Source organism: Jannaschia marina, assembly GCF_013404595.1.
Lineage (GTDB): Bacteria > Pseudomonadota > Alphaproteobacteria > Rhodobacterales > Rhodobacteraceae > Jannaschia > Jannaschia marina.
Map to the genome: position 1 here is coordinate 572,465 of NZ_JABVAX010000001.1, position 21,283 is coordinate 593,747.

General features: G+C 69.6%; 19 protein-coding genes. 11 read left to right on the plus strand and 8 right to left on the minus strand.

Translation table 11 applies throughout. The annotated features are described in order from the left end of the window. The first annotated feature begins 7 nt into the window (after positions 1 to 7). Positions 8 to 646 (plus strand): ParA family partition ATPase, encoded by a 639-nt coding sequence (gene parA / locus HSX43_RS02960; protein WP_179378587.1) that lies wholly within the window; start codon positions 8 to 10, stop codon positions 644 to 646. Positions 647 to 751: 105 nt separating this feature from the next. On the opposite strand, the gene HSX43_RS02965 is transcribed toward parA, so the two are convergent. The 3 genes from HSX43_RS02965 to HSX43_RS02975 form a co-directional block, all read right to left on the minus strand. Further along, positions 752 to 2,725 (minus strand): capsular polysaccharide biosynthesis protein, encoded by a 1,974-nt coding sequence (locus HSX43_RS02965; protein ID WP_179378588.1) that lies wholly within the window; start codon positions 2,723 to 2,725, stop codon positions 752 to 754. A 1-nt stretch (position 2,726) separates the two neighbouring features. Next, entirely contained in the window at positions 2,727 to 3,872 is a 1,146-nt protein-coding gene (locus tag HSX43_RS02970; RefSeq protein WP_179378589.1) for a polysaccharide biosynthesis/export family protein, read from the minus strand. An 82-nt stretch (positions 3,873 to 3,954) separates the two neighbouring features. Then, the gene (locus tag HSX43_RS02975) at positions 3,955 to 5,238 is read right to left on the minus strand and encodes a capsule biosynthesis protein (protein ID WP_179378590.1); all 1,284 of its coding nucleotides are present in this window, start codon (positions 5,236 to 5,238) and stop codon (positions 3,955 to 3,957) included. Between the two features lie 132 nt (positions 5,239 to 5,370). Here HSX43_RS02975 and HSX43_RS02980 point away from each other — a divergent pair, with 132 nt between their 5' ends. From HSX43_RS02980 to nusB, 6 genes are all read left to right on the plus strand, one after another. Next, a complete protein-coding gene (locus HSX43_RS02980; protein WP_179378591.1) occupies positions 5,371 to 5,973 on the plus strand; it encodes a riboflavin synthase in 603 nt (200 codons plus the stop codon). A 330-nt stretch (positions 5,974 to 6,303) separates the two neighbouring features. Further along, complete coding sequence (locus HSX43_RS02985; RefSeq protein WP_208454443.1) at positions 6,304 to 6,864, plus strand: hypothetical protein; 561 nt, start codon at positions 6,304 to 6,306, stop codon at positions 6,862 to 6,864. After that, the gene (locus HSX43_RS02990; RefSeq protein WP_179378592.1) at positions 6,861 to 7,637 is read left to right on the plus strand and encodes an SDR family NAD(P)-dependent oxidoreductase; all 777 of its coding nucleotides are present in this window, start codon (positions 6,861 to 6,863) and stop codon (positions 7,635 to 7,637) included. Before HSX43_RS02985 ends, HSX43_RS02990 begins: the two co-directional genes overlap by 4 nt. A gap of 79 nt (positions 7,638 to 7,716) precedes the next feature. Continuing rightward, a complete protein-coding gene (gene ribB, locus HSX43_RS02995) occupies positions 7,717 to 8,835 on the plus strand; it encodes a 3,4-dihydroxy-2-butanone-4-phosphate synthase (RefSeq protein ID WP_179378593.1) in 1,119 nt (372 codons plus the stop codon). 3 nt (positions 8,836 to 8,838) lie between these two features. Beyond that, the gene (locus HSX43_RS03000; RefSeq protein WP_179378594.1) at positions 8,839 to 9,384 is read left to right on the plus strand and encodes a 6,7-dimethyl-8-ribityllumazine synthase; all 546 of its coding nucleotides are present in this window, start codon (positions 8,839 to 8,841) and stop codon (positions 9,382 to 9,384) included. An 81-nt stretch (positions 9,385 to 9,465) separates the two neighbouring features. After that, entirely contained in the window at positions 9,466 to 9,954 is a 489-nt protein-coding gene (nusB, locus tag HSX43_RS03005) for a transcription antitermination factor NusB (RefSeq protein WP_235962452.1), read from the plus strand. Between the two features lie 95 nt (positions 9,955 to 10,049). Here nusB and HSX43_RS03010 read toward each other — a convergent pair whose 3' ends face one another. The 5 genes from HSX43_RS03010 to HSX43_RS03030 form a co-directional block, all read right to left on the minus strand. Next, the gene (locus tag HSX43_RS03010) at positions 10,050 to 13,667 is read right to left on the minus strand and encodes an efflux RND transporter permease subunit (RefSeq protein ID WP_179378595.1); all 3,618 of its coding nucleotides are present in this window, start codon (positions 13,665 to 13,667) and stop codon (positions 10,050 to 10,052) included. Continuing rightward, a complete protein-coding gene (locus tag HSX43_RS03015; RefSeq protein ID WP_179378596.1) occupies positions 13,668 to 15,119 on the minus strand; it encodes an efflux RND transporter periplasmic adaptor subunit in 1,452 nt (483 codons plus the stop codon). Between the two features lie 90 nt (positions 15,120 to 15,209). Further along, on the minus strand, positions 15,210 to 15,740 hold the full coding sequence (gene moaB / locus HSX43_RS03020) for a molybdenum cofactor biosynthesis protein B (protein WP_179378597.1): 531 nt from the start codon (positions 15,738 to 15,740) through the stop codon (positions 15,210 to 15,212). Between the two features lie 58 nt (positions 15,741 to 15,798). Further along, positions 15,799 to 16,617 carry a glutathione-dependent disulfide-bond oxidoreductase gene (yghU, locus tag HSX43_RS03025; protein WP_179378598.1) on the minus strand — a complete coding sequence of 273 codons (819 nt, stop codon included), beginning with the start codon at positions 16,615 to 16,617 and terminating at the stop codon, positions 15,799 to 15,801. Between the two features lie 97 nt (positions 16,618 to 16,714). Further along, positions 16,715 to 17,518, minus strand: coding sequence for a uracil-DNA glycosylase (locus HSX43_RS03030; RefSeq protein ID WP_235962453.1), 804 nt, complete (start codon positions 17,516 to 17,518; stop codon positions 16,715 to 16,717). A 98-nt stretch (positions 17,519 to 17,616) separates the two neighbouring features. On the opposite strand from HSX43_RS03030, the gene HSX43_RS03035 reads away from it, so the two are divergent. The 4 genes from HSX43_RS03035 to HSX43_RS03050 all read left to right on the plus strand — a co-directional run bounded on the left by HSX43_RS03035 (position 17,617) and on the right by HSX43_RS03050 (position 21,281). Then, positions 17,617 to 18,975: a hypothetical protein gene (locus HSX43_RS03035; RefSeq protein WP_179378599.1), complete on the plus strand. Its 1,359-nt coding sequence runs from the start codon at positions 17,617 to 17,619 to the stop codon at positions 18,973 to 18,975. Between the two features lie 31 nt (positions 18,976 to 19,006). Continuing rightward, on the plus strand, positions 19,007 to 19,936 hold the full coding sequence (locus tag HSX43_RS03040) for an aspartate carbamoyltransferase catalytic subunit (RefSeq protein WP_179378600.1): 930 nt from the start codon (positions 19,007 to 19,009) through the stop codon (positions 19,934 to 19,936). 68 nt (positions 19,937 to 20,004) lie between these two features. Then, complete coding sequence (locus HSX43_RS03045) at positions 20,005 to 20,547, plus strand: hypothetical protein (protein ID WP_179378601.1); 543 nt, start codon at positions 20,005 to 20,007, stop codon at positions 20,545 to 20,547. Positions 20,548 to 20,705: 158 nt separating this feature from the next. Further along, on the plus strand, positions 20,706 to 21,281 hold the full coding sequence (locus HSX43_RS03050) for a hypothetical protein (protein ID WP_179378602.1): 576 nt from the start codon (positions 20,706 to 20,708) through the stop codon (positions 21,279 to 21,281). Positions 21,282 to 21,283: the final 2 nt, after the last annotated feature.

The following is a 21,283-nucleotide window of genomic DNA, read 5'->3' on the forward strand; positions in this document are numbered from 1 at the left end:
AGGCCCCATGGCCACGATCATCACCATCGCCCAGCAGAAGGGCGGCTCGGGCAAGACCACCTTCACCGCGCATGTCGCGACGGAGCTTGCGCGGCGCGGCCATCGGGTCGCGCTTCTCGACGTCGATCCGCAGGGCTCGCTCGGGCGCTGGTTCATGACGCGCTACGAGCGGACGAGCGGATTGAAGGGCGACATCACGTTTTCGACCTCCTCGGCCTGGGGTGTGACGTTCGAGTGTTCGAAGTATCAGGACGACTACGACTTCATCCTGATCGACACGCCGCCCAAGATCGACAGTGACCTGAAGCCGGCCCTTCGCATTGCCGATCTGGTCGTTGTGCCGGTCTCCGCCTCCGAAGTGGACCTCTGGGCGACCGAGGGCGTGCTGGAACTGGCGGCGCGCGAGGGCAAACGGCCCCTCGTCGTCCTGAACCGGGCGCGGGCGGGTACGAAGCTTTCGGGCAAGATCCGCGCGGCGCTGTCGGGGCTCGAAGCCGATACCGTCGAGACCGTCATCGGCCAACGCGTGGCCTACGCCGAGGCGCTCGGTCAGGGGCAGGGGGCCTGCGAATACCCCGGGGCCAAGGCCGCCTCCGACGAGATGACGGCGCTTACCGACGAAGTCTTGGCACGGCTTGACCGGTAGGTGGGCTGTCGTCCTGGTCGGGCTCGAACCGACCATCTTGCAGCAACCTGAAAGACGGTCTGGCCGGAGATCGTCGGGTCGGGCCCGACGATGACAGCGGCGACGCTATCGCCAGAGATGCGCGTAGGAGGCCAGCGCCCCCTGTGCCTTCGCCAGAAGACGATTGCCTGGTCCGCGCCGCGGGTCCGGGCCGTAGGCGAGGCGGTGGACGATCGCTTCCGGCGGGGCCGCCGTCCCGGTGACGGGATCGAAGTAGCGCGGGTAGTCGATCAGCACCGCCTGGACCAGTGCATCGAGAGAGGGTCGGGCGGCGCGGCGGCGGGCGGGCGTGCGGCCGAGGTCGGTCGTCAGGCCCCAGCCGGCGTAGAACGGCGCGCCGAGCGTGGTGACGGGAACGTCGCGCAGGAGCGCCTCGAACCCGAGCAGCGAGGTCATCGTCCAGACCGACGCGGCCCGCGCGATGAGCGCAACCGGGTCGGCCGCCCGCGCGATCACGTCGGCCTCGGCGGCGTCGATCTCGCCGTCGCGCAGGCCGGCTTCCACGTCCGGGTGCGGTTTGTAGACGATGCAGGCGTCGAGGTTCGCCGCGCGGGCCGCGCGCAGGAGGGTGGCGTTGTCGGCCACCTCCGATGTGCCGAGGCGGATCGACGCGTCGTCGGTGACCTGGCCGGGGACGAGCACGAAGCGCCCCTCCGGCAGATCGGGCGGGACGTCTCCGACGTTGTATTTCGACAGGCCCGCCGCCACGATCGCCTGCCGCAGCGCCCGCGCCCGGCTGAGCGCACGCGGGTCGAGTTGGCTGGCCGCGATAATCTTTTCCTCGAGGTCGGAGGGTCGGGTCGGGTCGAAGTACATGCCGCGGCCGTCGAGGACGAGCGAGAGCGGCGGCACGAGATCCGCGCCGAGCCCGCGGGACCGCAGGAAGCCGTCCTCGAGCCGGGTCGCGGCCTCGTCCTCATCGGCGGGCGCACCCCAGACAAGGGCCCGCCGCGTCGCGTCCTCCGTGTAGCGCACCTGTCCGGACAGGAACCGGCGCAGCGGCGCGCGCTTCCAGAGCCGCATCCCCGGCGCGGCCCAGCCCGCCCGGTCCTCGCGCCAGGCACGGGCGCGGGCTTCGAGGATGCGGACGACGTCGACCGGGTCGCAGAGCCGGTCGCGGTGCGGATCGTACCACTTCGGATAGAGCGTCATCGCGCCCGCAAAGAGCTGCGTGCGCGTGAGTTTGCGGTGCCGCCGGTCGAGGGGCATCCGGTCGTCGTCGAGACCCCAGCCGGCGTAGAACGGCTGCCCGAAGGTGACGGGACGGTGGCCGTGCAGGATGGCCTCGAAGCCCATCTGGCTGGAGACCGTATAGACCTTCACCGCACCGGCCAGCAGCGCCTTGGGCGGCAGGGGCCGGGTCTCGAGTTCCGCGCCGAAGACGGCATCGGCCTCGCCGTAGTGGCCCGCGCGGTGGCCGGCCTGAGTTTCCGGATGGGTCTTGATGAGAATGCGCGCGCCCGGGTTCTCCTCCCGCGCGATGAGGAGCATCTCCCGGAAGGTGGCGTCCGACGCGCCGCCGAGACGGATGGACGCGTCGCCTCGGGTCTGGTCGACGACGAGCACGTAGCCCGGGTCGGGAGGCACGAGGTCTGCCCGCGTCGCCGCGTATTTCGTCACGCCCGAGCGCGCCCATTCCTCCATCAGGTGACGGGTGCGCCCGATCAGGTCCCCGTCGTCGAAAGGATGTGTCGCAAGGAGTGTTTCGAGCTCGGAGGGCGTGCGGCTGTCGAAATAGGCGGCGGAGCGGTCGAGCGTGAGCGACAAGGTGGGTTCGCGCGTGCGACCGGGATGGAGGGAGCGCAGGAACCCGTCTTCCACCCGCAGGATCGGGGCCCTGAAGCGCGCCGCGACGGCCTCGGCCCGTGCGGCGGTGCCGGCATGTCCCCATGCCGCGACGGCTTCGCCCCGGCGCGGCAGGCCGGGACGCAGGTCGACGCCCGCGAGCCAGGCGATGCGACGGATGCGGGATGAGAGGAAGCCGCCCGAGACGAAGCGCGCCACCGTCGGCGGCGGGCCTGTCTCGGGCGGCGGGGTCACGTCAGTTGCCGAGCGAGGAGACCGTGGTGGCGGCACCGGTGATCTGGCCGAGCGAGCCGAAAAGGGCTGCGACCGAACGGTTCCAGGCGACGATCGGTGCCTCGGTCACGTAGATCGTGTCGCCGTCGCGAATGATGAAATCTCGCGCGTCGAACATGCCGTTCGGCTCCGTCAGGTCGAGGACGTAGACTACCCGCTGCGTCCCGACGAGATCGTCGCGGCCCATGACGGCCTGCGCGATTTCCTGCGGCTCATTGCGGAAGACGAAGACGCCCGTGGGATTGGCCAGCACCGGGTTCAGGCCTCCGACCTGCGCCAGCGCCTCGATCGCGGTGATGACCTCGGTCTCGAATTCGAGCCGCGTCTGCGTGCCGGTCGCCCCGAGGACGGAGAAGGCGCGTGTATCCTGCTCCACGAAGATCGTGTCGCCGTTGCGCAGCGCGATGTCCATGCCCGGGTTCTTGAAGAGATCGGAGAGATAGGCCGTCTCGGTCCGGCTGCCGCGCTGCACGTTGACGAGCGCGACGTCGGGCGGAATCGCCACGCCGCCGGCCGCGGCGATCATACCGGTCAGTGTGCGGGTCGGGCGCTCGATCGGGAAGACGCCCTGCTGGCCGGTCCCGCCCACGACGTTGACGGTGGCCCCGTCGCCGGCCAGCCGGCGGACCACGACCTGCGGGTCGGGCGTCTGCTCGTCGAGGCGGCGGGTGATGAGACGGCGCAACGCCTCGGGCGTGCTGCCCGCCGCGCGCAGGCGTCCGGCGTAGGGGATGAAGATCATGCCCGAGGCGTCGACCTGAACCTCGTCGATGAGCGATGCCGAGGCACCGGCATTGGTCAGGAGGCCGTCCTCGACGTTTTCGTAGATGATGAGGCCCAGCGTGTCGCCCGGGCGGATGGTGTCTGCCCCGAGGAGCCCGGCGTGACGGAACTCGGACGAGAAGCCAAGCGCCGGGGTCACGGCGGTCGCCGCGGTGACCCGCGGGTTCACGCTGACGATGAAGGCGTCGCCGCCGTTCAGGACCGAGCCCTGGAAGATCTCGCGTTTGTTGGGCCCCGACCGTGGCAGCGTCCCGCAGGATGCCACCAGGGTCACGGCCAGGAACAGTGCGATGGATTTCGCCGTCCGGGTTACCTGTCTGCTCACTTGCTCTGCCTTTCACTCTGCCGGCCGGTCCTCTTCGCGGGGGTTTGCCCCCGTCCGGGCCCTTGGGCTCTGGTTTTCGCGCCTATCCTGACACGAGTTTCAAGTTCTGCCGGGGCGCGGGTTTGCCCGTCGCCAGCCGGTCGTACGGGTCGAGGTCCGACAGCATCATGTCGACGACCTGGCGCAGAAGCTGCCGCCGTCCCCGCGAGGAGTAGAAGCCGCCGGCGACCTGCGAGGTTTCCAGAAGGTAGTGGCGGTAGTCGCGGTAGGCGCGGCTGTCGGGGCGCTCGGGGTCGGCGAAGAACTCGGCGATGGGCTGATCGCTGACGAATTCCGGCTTGGAATAGACCGACCGGCCGAGTGCCTTGACCGGCAGCCCGCGCCAGAGCGCTTGCTGCGCCGCGGTGGAATTGACGGTGATCGCGCTGCGCGCCTCGTTCATCAGCCCGGCGAGTTTGCCGCCGCGCAGGTAATGCACGCGGCCGTCCAGACCGTAGTCCTCCACCAGACGCCGGATCGTCCCCAGGACCGGCGCGCGGCCGTCCTCGAGCGGATGCGCCTTGAGGACGAGGTGGTGATGCGTCGGTGCGCCCTTGGCGAAGCCTTCGATCACCTCCTCGAGGAAGTCGGTCATCGAGGCATAGGGCGAATGGGCGCGGAAGCTCGCATCGTGCTCCAGCTGCATCAGGCACAAGTGGTAGGGGAAGCCGCCATGGGTGATCCGGTAGGTCGAGATCTTCCGTTGCAGCGCCGTGACCGGCATCGTCAGGAGGCGGCGCAGGTAGAGACGGAACTCCTGCATCACCGTGATGGCCCGATGGGGGCGGTACTTGCGATAGCGGCCTGGGCGGGACACGACGAACCAGTGGTAGAGCATCCCGTAGAAGACATGGTGGCGCATATCGCCCCAGTGCGCGGGTGCATCGGGCAGGTCGAGGTCGAGCTCGGCCAGAGCGGCCTGCATTTCCGGTACCGACTTGTCCATCAGGCGCGAGTGGGCGTTCGACCCGCCGCGCTCGTAGCTGACCCACCAGGGCCGCAGATAGCCTTCCTCGAAGACGTGCACGGTGATCCCCTCGGCGCGGGCCACCTCGATCGCCTCGGCGTGGATCGCGCGCACGTCGCCGTAGAGCACGAGATCGGTGATCTCTTTCTCGGCCATGATCGCCGCACAGCGCGCGGGCCATGCTTCGGGCGCGTCCTGATATGGAATGTAGCTGGCGCGATCGAACCAGAAGGACTCGTCGCCGCGGTTGAACCCGACACGCCACGTCCTGCAGCCGGCCGCGCGCAGGAGCGCCCCCAGCCGGTGGAAGAAGGGCCCGTGCGGCCCTTGCAGGAACAGGAATCGACGCGCTGGACGCATTTCGCCCCTCGGATTGCTTCCCCCCCTTATCCGGCGTCGCGTGGGCAGGGGAAAGGCGCGATTGTGTCACGATTGGGGCACTTGCGGCCTCCGGGACACGGGACTAGCTGGGAGGAAAGCACCGGAGGCCGCATGTTCACAGGCATTGTCACCGATATCGGAACCGTTCGCGCGCTCGAGCGACGCGGCGACCTGCGGGTGCGGATCGGAACGGTCTACGAACCGGCGACGATCGACCTCGGGGCCTCCATCGCCTGCGACGGTTGCTGCCTGACGGTCGTGGACCGCGGCACGGGCGACGACGGACATTGGTTCGACGTGGACGTCAGCGCCGAGAGCCTGTCGAAGACGGCGCTCGGGGCCTGGACGGAGGGCGCGCGCGTGAACCTCGAACGGGCGCTGCGCCTCGGCGACGAACTCGGCGGACACATCGTTTCGGGCCATGTGGACGGCACGGCCGAGATCCTGTCGATCGCACCCGAGGGCGACTCGATGCGCTACCGTTTCCAGGCCCCCGAGGCGCTGGCCCGCTTCATCGCCCCCAAGGGTTCGGTCGCCTTGCAGGGCACGTCGCTCACCGTGAACGAGGTCGAGGGCCGCGTCTTCGGCGTCAACCTCATCCCGCATACGCAGGAGGTGACGACCTGGGGCGACCGCGCGGCGGGCGATCTGGTGAACCTCGAGATCGACACGCTCGCCCGCTACGTCGCGCGTCTGGCGGAGACGGCATCCTGAGCGGCCGCCCTCTCGTCGTCGCCTCGCTGGAAGACGGCACCGGCGACCGCTGCATCGACATCCTGCGGACGGGTGACGGCTTCGGCTGGGTCGAATGCCGCCGTGACCCGGAGGATGCACACGGCTGGCGACACCTGCATCCGCCGCGCACGGGGTTCGCCGATGCCGGCGCGGCCCGGGCCGATGCGACGCGAACGGCCGGCTGGCTTGAACCGGACTGAGCCCGGAACCCGGGCCGATACGATGAAATGCGCGGCAGGTCCGGGCCGACGGACGCCTGCCGGGCGACGGACCCTTGCGCCGGCCGCGGTCCCATGCACGACTTGTCGGATGACACAGCACAGACCCGGTATCGGCCACAACTCCGGCCAGGATTTCAACGGCTACTCCGCTCGGCTCCATCAGTGGCGCAGGGCCCGGAAGGCCCTCATCCCGAACACGATTCCGGTCGAGGTTGTGAGGATGCGGGTTCGGCGCGCGGCGGCCATCGGCCTCGACTACGGCACCTATGCCTCGATCCGGGCGGGCACGGGGCGCGACATCGCGGCGCTTCTCTTCTCCTCGAACGCGCTCGGCATGATCCGACGGGCCGAGATGGAGGCCGCCCGTGCCGCCAAGATCGCCGTGGTGGAGGCCCGGCGCGGCGGGCTGATGCACGCGCCTCTGCCGGCGGATCCCGTTGCGCCGCTCGATTTCGCGGCTCCTGCGCCGCGGTTCACGGCAAGCTGGACCGACCTGCGCGCCGAGTTGCGCGCCCTGCTGGAGCGCGAGAAACTTCCCGCGGATGCCGTCCTCCTGATCGGCGAGACCGACTTCGAGCAAAGCTGGTGCGCGGCCCTGCGCGCGGGTGGCTACCTGAGCGGGGCACGCTACTTCGGGGCGGCGGCATGACGCTCGCGCTCGTCACCGGAGCCTCGGGCGGGATCGGCCGGGCCATCGCGGAATACCACGCGGCGCAGGGCGGCGACCTGATCGTCACCGCGCGCCGCCTTCCGCAACTCGAGGCCCTGAAGGTCGAGCTCGAAGCCGCGCACGGCATCTCGGTCACGCCCGTCGCGGCCGACCTTGGGACCGCCGAGGGGGTCGATGCCGTCCTCGCGGCCTGCGCCGAGCGGGACATCGGCATTCTCATCAACAACGCCGGGTTCGGCGGGCGCGGCCCGTTTCTAGAAGGCGAGGTCGCGGACGACCTGGCGATGATCGACCTCAACATCGAGGCCGTGGTCCGCCTCTGCCACGTGATGGGCCGTGCGATGGTTGCGCGGGGCGGGGGGCGCATCCTGAACGTCGGCTCGACCGCGGGGATGATGCCGGGGCCGCTGCAGGCGACCTACTTCGCGACAAAGGCCTTCGTGAACAGCTTCAGCCTCGCACTGGCGGAGGAGCTGCGCGAACATCGAGTGACCGTGACCGTCCTGGCACCGGGCTACGTGGAGACGGATTTCGCCGACCGTGCCGACATGCGCGACATCCCCCTGACCCGCGAGGGGCAGACGCCCGCGTCCGTCGCCAAGGTCGGCTACGACGCGATGATGGCGGGCAAGCTGCATGTGGTGAACGAGGCCAAGCTGTCGTTCCTCGTGAACTGGGTCATCCCCTTCCTGCCGCGCCGCATGGTCCTGAAGATGGTGCGCGACATGCAGACCCGCGGCGGCGGCACCTGACAGGACGCCGCGTTTCGCGCGCGGCCTCTGGCCCTCGCTGCCCCGGCGGACTAGACCCGGCACGAGCAGGAGGTGTTCCATGGCCGATCCCATCCCCTTCGAGGCCCCGGGCCCCGTCGAGACCGAATTCCGCGAGGTGATCTCCTCGATCGAGGAGATCATCGAGGATGCGCGCAACGGCCGGATGTTCATCCTCGTCGATCACGAGGACCGGGAGAACGAGGGCGACCTCGTGATCCCCGCACAGATGGCGACACCGGATGCGATCAACTTCATGGCGACCCACGGGCGCGGCCTGATCTGCCTGACGCTCACGGGCGAGCGGATCGACGCGCTCGGCCTGCCGCTGATGGCGTCGCAGAACTCCTCGCGCCACGAGACGGCGTTCACCCTCTCGATCGAAGCGCGTGAGGGTGTCAGCACGGGCATCAGCGCTGGCGACCGCGCCCGCACCGTCAGCGTGGCGATCGACGCCACCAAGGGCGCGGCCGACATCGCGACGCCGGGTCATGTCTTTCCGCTCCGGGCGCGGGACGGCGGTGTTCTTGTGCGTGCGGGCCATACCGAGGCGGCGACCGATATCTCCCGGCTGGCGGGGCTTAACCCCTCGGGCGTGATCTGCGAGATCATGAACGAGGACGGCACGATGGCGCGCCTGCCCGACCTCATCGCCTTCGCGCAGCGGCACGGCCTGAAGATCGGGACGATCAGCGATCTGATCTCCTATCGCCGCCGCCACGACAACCTCGTGCACGAAGGGACGTCGCGGACCGTCACGTCGCTCTACGGGGGCGAGTGGGAGATGCGCGTCTTCACCGACGAGACGCAGGGGGCCGAGCATATCGTGCTCTCGAAGGGCGACATCGCGAGCGACGCGCCGGTGCTCGTGCGGATGCATGCGATGAACCCGCTGCCCGACACGCTCGGCATCGGCGACAGCGACCTCGCCGGCGCGATGCAGGTCATCGCCGAGGAGGGTCGGGGGATCGTCGTCCTCCTGCGCGACACCGAGATGAAGCTCGACGCCGACGGCGTGAGCCCGCGCAAGCTGCGCCAGTACGGCCTTGGCGCGCAGATCCTCGCGGCGCTGGGGGTACATGAAATGGAACTCGTGACGAACTCCGGCGCGCCCCGGGTCGTGGGTCTCGAAGCCTATGGCCTGAGCATCACCGGCACGCGCCCCATTCCGAAAGGCTGATCCATGGCTGGACACTCCGACAACGAACTGCCGCTCCCGTCCTTCGACAAACCGTGCAAGGTGCTGATCGTGATCGCGCCATACTACGGCGCGATCTCGAAGGCCCAGCTCGCCTCGGCCCGCGCGGTGATTGAGCGGGCGGGGGCCACGCACGAGACGGTGGAGATGCCCGGCTCGCTCGAGATCCCGACGGCAATCGGCATCGCCCACCGCCAGAGCGACTATGACGGTTATGTCGCGCTCGGCTGCGTCATCCGGGGGCGAACGTCGCATTACGACGTCGTCGTGAACGAGAGCGCACGGGCCATCGCCACGCTTGGCCTCGGCGGGGCCTGCATCGGTAACGGCATCATCACGGTCGAGAACATGGAGCAGGCCGAGGAGCGCGCCGACGCCGAACGTCTCGATACGGCGGGGGGCGCGGCGCAGGCGGCGCTGCATCTGATCGCGTTGCAGCGGTCGATGAAGAAGGCCGATACGGGCGTGGGCTTCAAGCCCGGCAGCTTCCAGTACGACGCGGCGGGCAAGAGCGGGCCGACGGTCGCCTGAAAGGGGATCGGGCGAGACCGCCCGATGCAACTCCGTTCGAACGGAGTTGTCATCCCGCCCGACTGCCACTAGGTCGCGCCCATGGATCAGATGACCCCCGACGAGAAACGCGCCCTGAAGCGCCGGATGAAATCCGCCGCCCGGCTCTACGCCGTTCAGGCGCTCTTCCAGATGGAGGCTGCCGGCCAGACCGTCGATGCCGTGCGGGGCGAGTTCGAGACCCATCGCTTCGGCATGGTCGTCGAGGAGGGGGCGTTCGAGGAGGGGAACGTCGATCTCTTCCGCCGCCTGCTCGAGTCGGCGGTGAACCTGCAAACGCGGATCGACCAGCTGACCGACCGCGGGTTGGCCGAACGCTGGCCGCTCGGCCGGATCGACCCGACGCTGCGCGCGCTCTTCCGTGCGGCAGGGGCGGAACTTCTCGACAGCGAGACGCCGCCGAAGGTCGTCATCAACGAATTCGTCGAGGTCGCGCGTGCCTTCTTCCCCGAGGGCAAGGAATCGGGTTTCGTGAACGCCGTCCTCGACTTCATGGCCCGCGAGGCGAAGCCCGAGGCCTTCACGGGCTGACACGCGCCTCCGTCATCGTCGGGCTCGACCCGACGATCTCAAGCCGAACGACGGGAGATGGTCGGGTCGAGCCCGAACATGATACTATGCGGGCGTCAGGCCGTTCGCTGCCGCGGCATCAGCATCGCCGCCAGAAGCCAGACCGCGAGGAGCGCGGCACCTGTCCCGGCGAGGAAGGTCGCGAAGACCGCGCCGATGCTGTCGCCGGGCAGGACGGGCGAGAGCGGGCCCCAGACCTCCCCGGTGATGAGCCGGTGACCCAGCGTCGCGAAGCCCCAGACGAGGATCGCCGTGCCGAGCAAAAGCCCGCCGAGCCCCGCGCCGCGTCCGCGCCGGCGACCGGGCAGGCGGGCGAAGCGACGCAGCGCGGTCGTCAGCCGGCCGATGTCGTGGCCCATCAGCAGGATCGCGGGCACGAGGAAGAGCACGAGCACCATTCCGAACCCGAGCCCGTAGGCCAGCGTGATGACCGTGGGCCGCAGGAACTGCGCCTGACTCGACGTCTCGTAGAGGAGGGGGGCGAGACCCAGCACCGTCGTCAGCGTCGTCAGCAGGATCGGGCGTAGCCGGTCGCAGATCGCGTCCACGATCGCCGGGCGGAGCGCGCGGGTGCGGGCGTAGTCGTCCACCGTGGTCACGAGGACGATGGAGTCGTTGATGATGATCCCGGTCATCCCGATCAGACCCACGACCGAGAACATGCTGAGCGGCACGTCCCACCACCAATGCCCCCAGATCGCGCCGATGAGGCCGAAGGGAATGACGGCCATGATGACGGCGGGCCGCGTCCAGCTGGAGAAGATCCACGCCAGCACGAGGTAGATGCCCAGAAGACAGGCGACGAGCCCGAGGGTCGCATCCGTCAGGAACTCGCGTTCCTGCTCGGCGAGGCCGCCCTGTTCGTACCCGACCTGATGGACCGCGGCGATCTCCGGCAGGATCTCCTCGGCGAGGCGGGTCCGGATCTCGTTCGCGCGGGCCGCGTCCTCCTGCGCGATGTCGCCCGAGACGGTGACGACCTGCACGCCGTTCTGGCGCTCGACGGTGGCGAAGCCCGAACGGACCTCGACCGTGACGATATCCGACAGCGCGACGTCCCCGCCCGAGGGCGAGCGCAGGCGAAGGGTGTCGAGGAAATCCGCCCGGATCTCGCCGCGCGGCAGCTCCACCCGGATCGCGCCCGTGCGGGGGCCGGCGGGGAAGGTGGCCGCCTCGATCCCGTTCAATCGGTTGCGCAGCGTCCCGCCCAGCGTGTCGATGTCGAATCCGAGCGCCTCGCCCTGGGGGGTGAGGTTCAGGATCAACTCGTCCTTGTCGAAGGGCAGGCTGTCCTCGACGCCCGAGACCTCTGGAAATTCGAGCACCGCGGTCTCGAGCGCCTCGGCCGCGGCCTTCAACGTCGCGGAATCGGCTCCGTAGAAGTCGACCGACAGCGCGTCGCCGCCGGGCCCCGAACGCCAGCCGCGAAAGCTGATTTCCTCGGTGAGGGGCAGCTGCGCCGCGCGCTCCTGCAGGCGTGCCACGAAATCGAAGCTGGAATAGGGGCGCAGGTCGGCGTCGATCAGCTCGATCGAGATCGCGCCGAGCTGGTCGCTCTCCTTGTCCTCGGCCGAGGGCAGGGGGCGGCCCGAGTTGCCGCCGATTTCGGCCAGCACATAGGCGAGCGGGTTGGTTCCGTACTCGGCCTCGTACTCCGCGCCGACCGCGAGCGTCGCCTCCTGCAGGGCGCGCATCTGTTCGAGCGTGTCGGCCCGCGTCGCCCCGTCGGCCATCGCGAAATTTCCGGTGACCGAGCCGCGTTCGGGCGCGTTGAAGAAGCGCCACTGCACGTCGCCGGTGAGGAACAGAGCGGCTTGCGTCGACAGAAGGACGACGGCCCCTGCCGCAACCGGATAACGCGCGTGCAACGCCAGCCGGACGAGGGGACGGAAGAGCCGCTCCCGCGTCCAGTCGAAGCCGAGCCCGACCCCGTGTGAGACAGTGTCGATCCCGTGCCGCGACAGGTGATCGAGTGTCCGCCGCGCGGCCCCCGGCGCGGCAAGGAACCCGAAATAGAGGAGCATCCCCAGGAGAACTGCGAGAAGCGGCGTCGCGATGCGGAAGACGTTGGCCCGCGTGGCCAGATCGGTCGCGAGCCCGAGAAGCTCCGCCGCGAGCAGAAGGCCGAAGACGAGAGTCGGGGTCAGCGCACAGATGACGAGGACCGCGGCCAGGCCCCCCACCGCCGCACGCAGGGGGCTGAACCCTGGTCTGGCTCGGTTGGTCAGGGCCCCCGCCATGTGATGCGGCAGGATGAGGAAGCACTCGACGAGCGACGCGATCAGGACGACGATCACCGTGAAGGGAATGTCGATGATGAGATCGCCGAATCGACCGCCGATGGCGACGAGGCCGAAGAAGGCGATCACCGTGGTCAGCGTGGCCGAGAACACCGGAGTGAACATGCGCCGTGCCGCGTTCTCGGCGGCGCTCTTCGGATCCTCGCCGAGTTTGCGGTGCCGGAAGTCGGCGTGTTCGCCCACCACGATCGCGTCGTCGACCACGATGCCGAGCGTGATGATGAGCGCGAAGAGCGAAACCATGTTGATCGTGATCCCCGCCCCCCACATGAGCGCGATCGCCGAGAACATGGCCACCGGGATGCCCGCGGCGACCCAGAAGGCTGTACGGGCATTCAGGAACAGGAACAGCAGCGCCACCACGAGAGCGAGGCCGACGAGTGCGTTGTCGACGAGGATGTCGATACGTCCGGTGATGGCTTCCGTCCGCGTTCGGATGAGTTCGATCCGCGTGCCCTCCGGGGCGTCCTGCAGCACGTCATCGGCGACGCGCTCTACCGTGGCCTGGAGCGCGATGGCGTCGCCCTCGGCCGAACGGTCGACGCGGACGCTGATCGCCGCATCCTCGCCCACGAAATAGGCGCGCTCCCGGTCGACCCCCTCCGAGGTGACGCGCGCGACGTCGCCGATCGTCAGCGTCGCGCCGTCGCTCCCCCTTCGGAGCACGATGGAGGCCACGTCGACGGTGTCGCGCCGGGCCGTGCCCGTGCGCACCCGCGCGTTGGCCCCGGTCACGTCGCCGGCCGGATCCGCCTGCGCCTCGGCGGCGATCGCCTCGGCGATCCGGGCCATCGTCAGGTCGTGCCGCAGGAGGTTCGCCGTCGGCACCTCGACCATGACCTCGGGGTCGGCGATGCCGCGGATCGTCGTGCGCGTGACGCCGGCGGCGAAGAGGTCGAGGACGAAGGCATCGGTGATCCGGGCCAGCTGGTCGATGCCGAGCGGGCCGGTCACGATCACATCCGTCACCCGGTCGCGCCAGCGGCCCTGACGGACCTCGGGGTCTTCGCTGTCCTCGGGCAGTCCGGTCACGCCGTCGATGGCGGCCTGCACGTCGTCGGCCGCGGCGGCGACGTCGATGCCCGGCTCGAACTCCAGCGTGATTTGGGCGCTGCCCTCGCGCGAGGCGGAGGCGCTGTCGCTCACCCCGTCCACGGCCAGAAGCGCAGGTTCGAGGAGTTGCACCACGCCGCGGTCCACGTCCTCGGCGCCCGCACCGTCCCAGACGACGGAGACGGTGATGTCCTCGACGATCACGTCCGGGAAGAATTGCGCGCGCATGTTGGGCAGCGCCAGCACGCCGGCCGCGAGCATCAGCACGAGGAGAAGGTTGGCCGCCGTGCGGTGCCGCGTGAAGTATCCCAGGAGGCCCATCTAGCCGTCGATCCGGGATTCGAGGCGCTCGACCATCGCGGCGGGGACTTCCTCGCCCTCGAGGTCGGCGAGGATGCGGGCCTTGCGCGCGTCGGGGATGCGGGTGTTCGCCTCGACGAAGGCCTTGAGCCTCGCGCGCCGCGCCGGGTCGAGCGTCACGTACTCCGGCAGATCCTCCGTCACCTGACCCGACCGCAGCGGACGCACGCGGATCCCCGCGCCGAGGGCCGGCGTGCGCTCGGCGACGATGTCACGGCCGTCGATCGGGCCCGAGACGAGCACCTCCTCCCCCTGACGGCGCAGGAGGGTGACGGCCACCTCCTCGAGCCGCTCGTCCTCGCCCAGGGCCAGAACCGTGGCCTGTGCCGAGAGCGCGGTCGCCGGCAGGCGGATGGCCCCGGGCAGGGGCGGCTCCTCGACCTCGACGCGCAGGAAGTCGCCCGGTCGGAACCCGACCGTCGCATCGAGCGTCGCGAAGAGGCCGCGGCCCGTCTCGCCGTCGCCCACGGCCGCCGTTTCCCGCGTGATGGTGCCCGTCGTCTCGAGCGTCAGCCCCTGCACATCGAGCACCGCGCGGATCGGGGCTCCGATGAGTTGCCCGCGCTCGTCGAGAAGGCGCGCATGCTGCGCGGCCGACAGTCGGAACGCCACCTCCAGGTCGTCCGGGTCGATCAGCGTCCCGACGCGCTCGTTCGCCGAGACGAGCCCGCCCGGCAGGACGGAGACGTCGGACAGCTGACCGTCGAAGGACGCGACGAGCGTGCGATCCTCGAGCGCGCGTTCGGCATTGGCGACGGCGATGGCGGCGCGGTCTATCCCGAGGCGCGCGGAGTCGATCCGGGCCTCGGACTGGGCGATGGCCCCCTGCCGCGTCAGGATCGTCTGCTCCGCCGACGACAGGGACAGCTCCGCCGCCTCGACCGCGGCGGTCGACCCGACGCCCCGCTCGGCAAGGTCGACCTGCCTTTGCAGAGCGGCGGCCTGGATGTCGCGCTGCGCCTCCGCCCCCCGCAGCTCGGATCGGGCAAGGTCGAGGCCTCGCTCCGCGTCCCGCAGCTCCGCCTCCGCGCCCGCCAGATCGGCCCGCGCGACGGCGAGATCGGCCTGCGCATCCGCGGGGTCGATCCGCAGAAGCACGAGCCCGGCTTCCACGCTGCCGCCGTCCTCGAAACGCTCCGCACGTTCCACGATCCGCCCGGCCGAGGGCGCGCGCAATTCCAGCACGCGCCGCGCCCGGACGTCGCCGAAGGTGGTGAGGACGGGCGTGATCGTCTCGCGGGCCGCGGCAATCACGTTCGCCGCCAGCACGCGCTCCCGCGCCGGCGGCCCGCCGGCCTCGCGCGCCCGGCGTTCGTCGAGAGCGGCGAGGGTGATCTGGGCGGCCCATGCCATCAGGCCCAGTGTCAGGGCAAGAAGGAACAGACCGACAAGGCTACGACCGAGAAAGCGCATCAGGACTCCGGACGACTGGCTTCCCGGAAAGATAAGGGTTTCCCGGGCGCTGCCAACTCACACGTTCGAAACGGCGGTTTCCGTCGCGCCCTACTTGCGGCGCAAATGTTCGTCGAGCCGCGGCATGATCTCGACGAAGTTGCAGGGCCGGTGCCGGTAATCGAGCTGATGCACGAGAATTTCGTCCCAGGCATCCCTGCAGGCCGACGGCGAGCCGGGCAGCGCAAAGAGATAGGTGCCGCCAGCAACCCCGGCACAGGCGCGGGATTGCACGGCGGAGGTGCCGATCTTCTTCATCGAGACGATCGTGAACATCGTGCCGAAGGCGTCGATCTCCTTTTCGTAGACGTCCCGATGGGCCTCGACCGTGACGTCCCGACCCGTGAGACCGGTGCCACCGGTCGAGATCACGACGTCCACCTCCCCATCCGCGCACCATTCGCGCAGCTGGGCGGCGATGGCCTCCCGGTCGTCGCGCAAGATCGTGCGTGCCACGAGCCGATGACCGGCCTCCTCCAGCCTCGCGACGAGTGTGTCGCCCGAGCGGTCGTCGCCCGCGCCGCGCGTGTCGGAAACGGTGAGCACCGCGATGCGGCAGGGCAGGAAGGATCGGTCGGCCATGGCGCGATCCAACCGGCTTCGCAGCCGGTTGGCAACTCCGTTCGAACGGAGTTCGGGCTCAGCGGTCGAAGTCGGCGCGGGAGTGGCGCTCGGGGAGCTTCAGGCTCTCGTCGTCGCCGAAGCTGCGGTTGACCATCCGGCCGCGCCGCACGGCCGGGCGGGCGTCGATCCGCTCGGCCCAGTCGACCACGTTCGTGTAGCTCGCCACGTCGAGGAACTCCGCCGCATCGTAGAGCCGTCCGAGCACCAGTTGCCCGTACCAGGACCAGATCGCCATATCGGCAATGGAGTAGCTGCCGGCCATCCACTCGGAATCGGCCAGATGCCGGTCGAGCACGTCGAGCTGCCGCTTCGCCTCCATCGCGTAGCGGTTGATCGGGTATTCGAACTTCTCGGGCGCATAGGCATAGAAGTGGCCGAAGCCACCACCGAGGAACGGCGCGCTGCCCATCTGCCAGAAGAGCCAGGAAAGCATCTCGCGCCGGCTGTCGCCGAGGAAGGCGTCGTGCTTTTCGGCCATGTGCAGCATGATCGCCGCGCTCTCGAAGATTCGCACGGGCTCGGTGCCCGACCGGTCCATAAGCGCCGGGATCTTGGAGTTGGGGTTCACCTCGACGAAGCCCGAGCCGAACTGGTCGCCCTCGCCGATGTTGATGAGCCACGCGTCGTAGTCGAAGTCGTGCCCGGCCTCGATCAGTTCCTCGAAGAGGACCGTGACCTTCACGCCGTTCGGCGTGGCGAGCGAATAGAGCTGGTAGGGGTGTTCGCCCACCGGCAGATCCTTGTCGTGGGTCGGGCCGGCTTCGGGGCGGTTGATGTTGGCGAACTGTCCGCCGGAGGCGGTGTTCTTCCAGACTTTCGGGGGAGTATAGGTCATCGGGCGTCCTGTCGGTTGTATCGGACGGAACATGGCACCTGATCGTCACGGGTCCAACCGTGCGGTCTGCGGCCCTGCTGTGCGCTGCCGCACGGGATCAGGCGTCGAGCCGCGCCGCGAGTTCGAGGAGGTCGGCCCAGGCATCGCGCTTGGCGGCAGGCTGACGCAGAAGGTAGGCGGGGTGCAGCATGGGCAGGACGGGGCGGTCGAAGCCGGTCGTCCACTGCCCGCGCAGCCGCGTGATCCCGCGCCTGCCGAGGATCGCGTTGCAGGCGTGGTTGCCCATGCAGATCAGGATCTCGGGATCGGCCAGGTCGATGTGCCGCCGCAGGAACGGCAGCATCATCGCGACCTCCGCCGGCTCCGGATCGCGGTTGGAGGGCGGACGCCAGGGCAGGACATTGGTGATGTAGACGGCGCGGCCCGGGCCTTCTGCGTCGCGGGCAAGGCCGATCGCGGCGAGCATCCGGTCGAGGAGCTGACCGGCGGCCCCGACGAAGGGCTTGCCCGCGCGGTCCTCTTCGCGGCCCGGAGCCTCGCCCACGATCATCACGCGGGCGCGCGGATCGCCGTCGGAAAAGACGAGCGACTTCGCCCCGAGTCGCAGGTCGCAATGGGGATAGCCCGCGAGCGCCGCGCGCAGTGCGTCCAGCGTCTCCGCCCCGGCGGCGGCCCGTTCGGCATCGTTGACCGGATCGGAGTCCGCCGCGGCCGGGCCTGCGGCCTCCGGCTGGGGCGGCGCAGAGCGCGCGGCGGGCGGCTTGGCCGGTGTCGGCATCCGCTCGGGCAGGGCGTAGCGGTTCAGCGGCTGCGCGGCGATCGCCTCGTCGCACCCCATCTCTACCAGCCATTCGAGCGTGGCGGCGGCGGTGAAGGCGTCCATGTCGGCGGCGTCGGGCATGGGGCAGGGGTAGCGTGGCGGGCGCGGTGAGGGAAGGGGCCACGGGAATTGCGGGGTTCGGTCAGGGTTCGGTCATCTTTTGTCGGTAGGTGGCGGGCATGGCCCGTCTGCTCTTCGTCCTCCTGATCATGTCCCTGACCGCAGGGCCGCTGCGGGCGGCGACCGACTGCGCGGCGGCTCCGTCCGCCCGGACTTGCCTGGTCGACGAGGCGATGGCGCAGGCGGCGTTGACGGTGAATGCGCAGTCCTTCATCCACGACCTCACGGAGATCGCAACGCTCGTCGAGAAGGCCGGTGCCCTGCCCGCGCGCGACCTCGTGACGATGTTCTTCGCACAGCTGGACCGCGAAGCACCCTATGGATCGGAGCAGCTTCACCTGCTGACGCGTTTGGCCTGTAGCAGGTCGAGCGTGGAGCTTGGACCAGCCGTCGCGGCGGCGGTCGCGGACCGTCTGGAAATCTTGCAGCCGCAGGTCACCCGGGAAGACCGGCGCATCTTCGACGACGACCTCGATGCGACAGCCACCATCGTGAAGTGCCGTGCGCGGGCGGGTGATCTGGTCGCGGTGGACGCGATCCTGCGTGCCCACCCCGACCGGGCGGCCGATCTTGCCGCGATCGCAGGCCAGATACTTGCGCTCGCAGGGGACGGTGCCGCCGCGCGCCGTCTCCATGTGGCTTACCCCGGAGCGAATTGGGGTTTTGATGGACTGAATTACTGGCTCTTCCGGGGTGCCGCGCAGACCGGAGACATCGCGAACGTCATGGCGACGCTGCGGGAGCCGTCGAGCCCGGCCGACCTCCTCCGTCGCTTGAGAAACGCGCTGCGCTGGATGCCCGATCCGTCCCATCAGGCCGAGTTGCAGGCCTTCGCTGAGGAGCTGGCCTCCGATCGGACGAGGCCGCTCCCTCTGGGGCTGTTTGGTATCGTGGTCACGGAGCCAGCAAAGGCCGGAGACTGGGCAGACGTGCTAGGCCTGATCGAGCGATTGGAGCCGGGCGGCAGCAACGAAGGCGCAACCGTCCGCGCTCTCGCGATGCTGGCCGGCGCGAGCGGGACTTATGAGGTGATCTTCGATCTGCTGGGGCAACCCGAGCCATTCTCCGCATGGAGGAGGCGGGTCTCAAGGATCTATGCGGCCGCCTTCGAGGGGGGTGTCGCGGCGGGGCGGGACGACCTTGACCGGATCGTTGACGCGACACCGGAACCCTGGCGCAATACGGCGTTGCTCGCCCTCGGTTCGGCGCGGGCCAAGGCGGGCGATCTGCGTGGGGCCTTCGACGTCCTGACTGATCTTGCGGACCGCTCCATGCAACAGAGGGACATCAGGCCCTTTCTCGAGGAGTTCGCGCTGGCGCTGGCCCACGCCGGACACTGGCAGGAGGCCGCGCGCCTCGCCCGCCGGTCCGGCGATCCGGTTCTCTTGGCGCGCGTCGCGCTCCACGCGCCCCATTGATCGCGCGAGCCGGCTCCGGCATGTAGCGGCCATGTTCACGCAGCGCCACCTTCTGGGCATCGAGCCCCTGCATCCGACCGAGATCACCACGCTTCTCGACCGCGCCGAACACTACGCCGAGGCGCAGCGGCGGGGCGACAAGCACGGGGATGCGCTGGCCGGGCTCACGCAGATCAACATGTTCTTCGAGAACTCCACCCGCACGCAGGCGAGTTTCGAGATCGCGGGCAAGCGGCTCGGGGCGGATGTGATGAACATGGCGATGCAGGCGTCGAGCCTGAAGAAGGGCGAGACGCTGATCGACACGGCGCTGACTCTCAACGCGATGCGGCCCGATCTGCTGGTGGTGCGTCACCCGCATTCGGGGGCGGTCAACCTGCTGGCCGAGAAGGTGAATTGCGCCGTGCTGAACGCGGGCGACGGGCGGCACGAGCATCCGACGCAGGCCCTGCTCGACGCGCTGACGATCCGGCGCGCGAAGGGACGGCTGCACCGCCTGACCGTCGCGATCTGCGGCGACATCGCGCATAGTCGGGTCGCGCGGTCGAACCTCATCCTGCTCGGCAAGATGGAAAGCCGCGTCCGGCTTGTCGGGCCGCCGACGCTGATGCCCTCCGAAGTGGCCGAACTCGGCATCGAGGTGACCGACGATATGGCCGAGGGGCTGCGCGACGCGGATGTCGTGATGATGTTGCGCCTTCAGAAGGAACGGATGGACGGCGGCTTCATCCCGTCCGAGCGCGAATACTACCACCGCTTCGGCCTCGATGCGGCCAAGCTCGCCCATGCGAAGCCCGATGCCATCGTGATGCATCCCGGCCCGATGAACCGCGGCGTGGAGATCGACGGGACGCTCGCCGATGACATCAACCGATCCGTCATCCAGGAGCAGGTGGAGATGGGCGTCGCGGTGCGCATGTCGGCGATGGACCTGCTGGCGCAGAACCTCGCCCGCGCCTGAGGGTGTCAAACCGCTCCGGCGGGGCTAGATCACGCCGGGACTTGCTTTCAGACGCTCGGAAACGCGCCATGACCCTGACCCTGCGGCCGAACGACGGCCGGATCCATGTCTTCTCCGTGAGCGACGGGCCCGTCCGGCTCGCGCATCAGACCTATCTCTCGCAGCTGAGCGACGAGGGCGACGCGACGCCGCTCCTCGAAGCTCTCGGCGCGGAGATCGACCCGACCTACGTGGAGGTCTTCGCGGTGCAGGACGTAGAGCCGATGGGTCTGCGGACCTACCTCGCGCAGGCACACGACATCCCCGACGAGACGCTCGCCGCAGACGCCGCGCGTCTTGATGCGCTCTCGGGCGATGTGCTGGTGCTGGCACCGCTCGCCGTCGAGGGCGTTGCGGAATTGAAACCGGTGGCGGAGCTTACGCATATCGGCAGCTACGCCCCCGCCGAGGCCGACAACACGCCCGTCGACCTGCCCCCCGCGGTCAAGGATCCGGGGCAAGCCGCCCCCGCCGCGCCGGCGACCGGCGTGCTCTCCCGGGGCGCCATCATCGCGATCGTGGTGGTGGCCATCTTGCTCGCGGCGGCGCTTCTTCTCCTCTGGGCCCTCTAGGGCAGGCAGGGCGCGGTCGCGACCGAAAGATCACGCGGCGCGCCAATGGATCCGGTGCCCTTGCCGCGGCCGGTCCGTGTGGAGGAGACTGGTCTCCACGTTTGACGCGGCTCTACAACGCGGTGGTAAGGGTGCGTCCCGAGGGGAGCGGGCGGAAAATGGCGGACATTGATCTTCAGGACGGCGAACGGCTCTTGTGGTCCGGGCGGGGGCGGCCGCCGCCCATGATCGGGCCGGAACTGGTCGCGGTGGGGGTCTTCACCGCGATCATGGCGCTGGTCGCAACGGGGCTCGGCCGGGCGCTCGCCCGCGACCTGGGCACGCCCGTCTGGACCTGGACGCTCGGCGCGCTTGTCGTCGGCGGGCTGATCGCGGTGCTGCTTGTCGGGTTGCTGCGCTGGCGCGCGGGGCGGATCCGTTATGTGCTGACCGACAGGCGGGCGCTCGTGCTCGGGGCGTCGCCCGGCGTGCGCCTGCCGCAGGACGACACCGGCTGGCCGCTGGACGAGATGACGGAGCCGCGCCTCGTGTCCCATGCCGACGGCAGCGGATCTATCCTCTTCGGACGACGGCCGGTCGCGCGCGTCCGGCGCGCCCGGGCCGGTCGCAGCCGCTCCGACGGGGGCCGGGGCCTTCGGCCAACGGGGGCCGGCAAGCACAGGAGCACCGACGTCGGCTTCGAACGGATCGACGGGGCGGCGGAGGTCTTTGCCCTCCTCGAGGCGCATCGCTGATG

Coding starts and splice junctions, on each gene's coding strand:
- parA (WP_179378587.1), top strand. CDS start 8: ATGGCCACGATCATCACCATCGCCCAGCAGAAGGGCGGCTCGGGCAAG.
- HSX43_RS02975 (WP_179378590.1), bottom strand. CDS start 5,238: ATGCGTCCAGCGCGTCGATTCCTGTTCCTGCAAGGGCCGCACGGGCCC.
- HSX43_RS02980 (WP_179378591.1), top strand. CDS start 5,371: ATGTTCACAGGCATTGTCACCGATATCGGAACCGTTCGCGCGCTCGAG.
- HSX43_RS02985 (WP_208454443.1), top strand. CDS start 6,304: ATGACACAGCACAGACCCGGTATCGGCCACAACTCCGGCCAGGATTTC.
- HSX43_RS02990 (WP_179378592.1), top strand. CDS start 6,861: ATGACGCTCGCGCTCGTCACCGGAGCCTCGGGCGGGATCGGCCGGGCC.
- ribB (WP_179378593.1), top strand. CDS start 7,717: ATGGCCGATCCCATCCCCTTCGAGGCCCCGGGCCCCGTCGAGACCGAA.
- HSX43_RS03000 (WP_179378594.1), top strand. CDS start 8,839: ATGGCTGGACACTCCGACAACGAACTGCCGCTCCCGTCCTTCGACAAA.
- nusB (WP_235962452.1), top strand. CDS start 9,466: ATGGATCAGATGACCCCCGACGAGAAACGCGCCCTGAAGCGCCGGATG.
- HSX43_RS03010 (WP_179378595.1), bottom strand. CDS start 13,667: ATGGGCCTCCTGGGATACTTCACGCGGCACCGCACGGCGGCCAACCTT.
- HSX43_RS03015 (WP_179378596.1), bottom strand. CDS start 15,119: ATGCGCTTTCTCGGTCGTAGCCTTGTCGGTCTGTTCCTTCTTGCCCTG.
- moaB (WP_179378597.1), bottom strand. CDS start 15,740: ATGGCCGACCGATCCTTCCTGCCCTGCCGCATCGCGGTGCTCACCGTT.
- yghU (WP_179378598.1), bottom strand. CDS start 16,617: ATGACCTATACTCCCCCGAAAGTCTGGAAGAACACCGCCTCCGGCGGA.
- HSX43_RS03030 (WP_235962453.1), bottom strand. CDS start 17,518: ATGCCCGACGCCGCCGACATGGACGCCTTCACCGCCGCCGCCACGCTC.
- HSX43_RS03035 (WP_179378599.1), top strand. CDS start 17,617: ATGGCCCGTCTGCTCTTCGTCCTCCTGATCATGTCCCTGACCGCAGGG.
- HSX43_RS03040 (WP_179378600.1), top strand. CDS start 19,007: ATGTTCACGCAGCGCCACCTTCTGGGCATCGAGCCCCTGCATCCGACC.
- HSX43_RS03045 (WP_179378601.1), top strand. CDS start 20,005: ATGACCCTGACCCTGCGGCCGAACGACGGCCGGATCCATGTCTTCTCC.
- HSX43_RS03050 (WP_179378602.1), top strand. CDS start 20,706: ATGGCGGACATTGATCTTCAGGACGGCGAACGGCTCTTGTGGTCCGGG.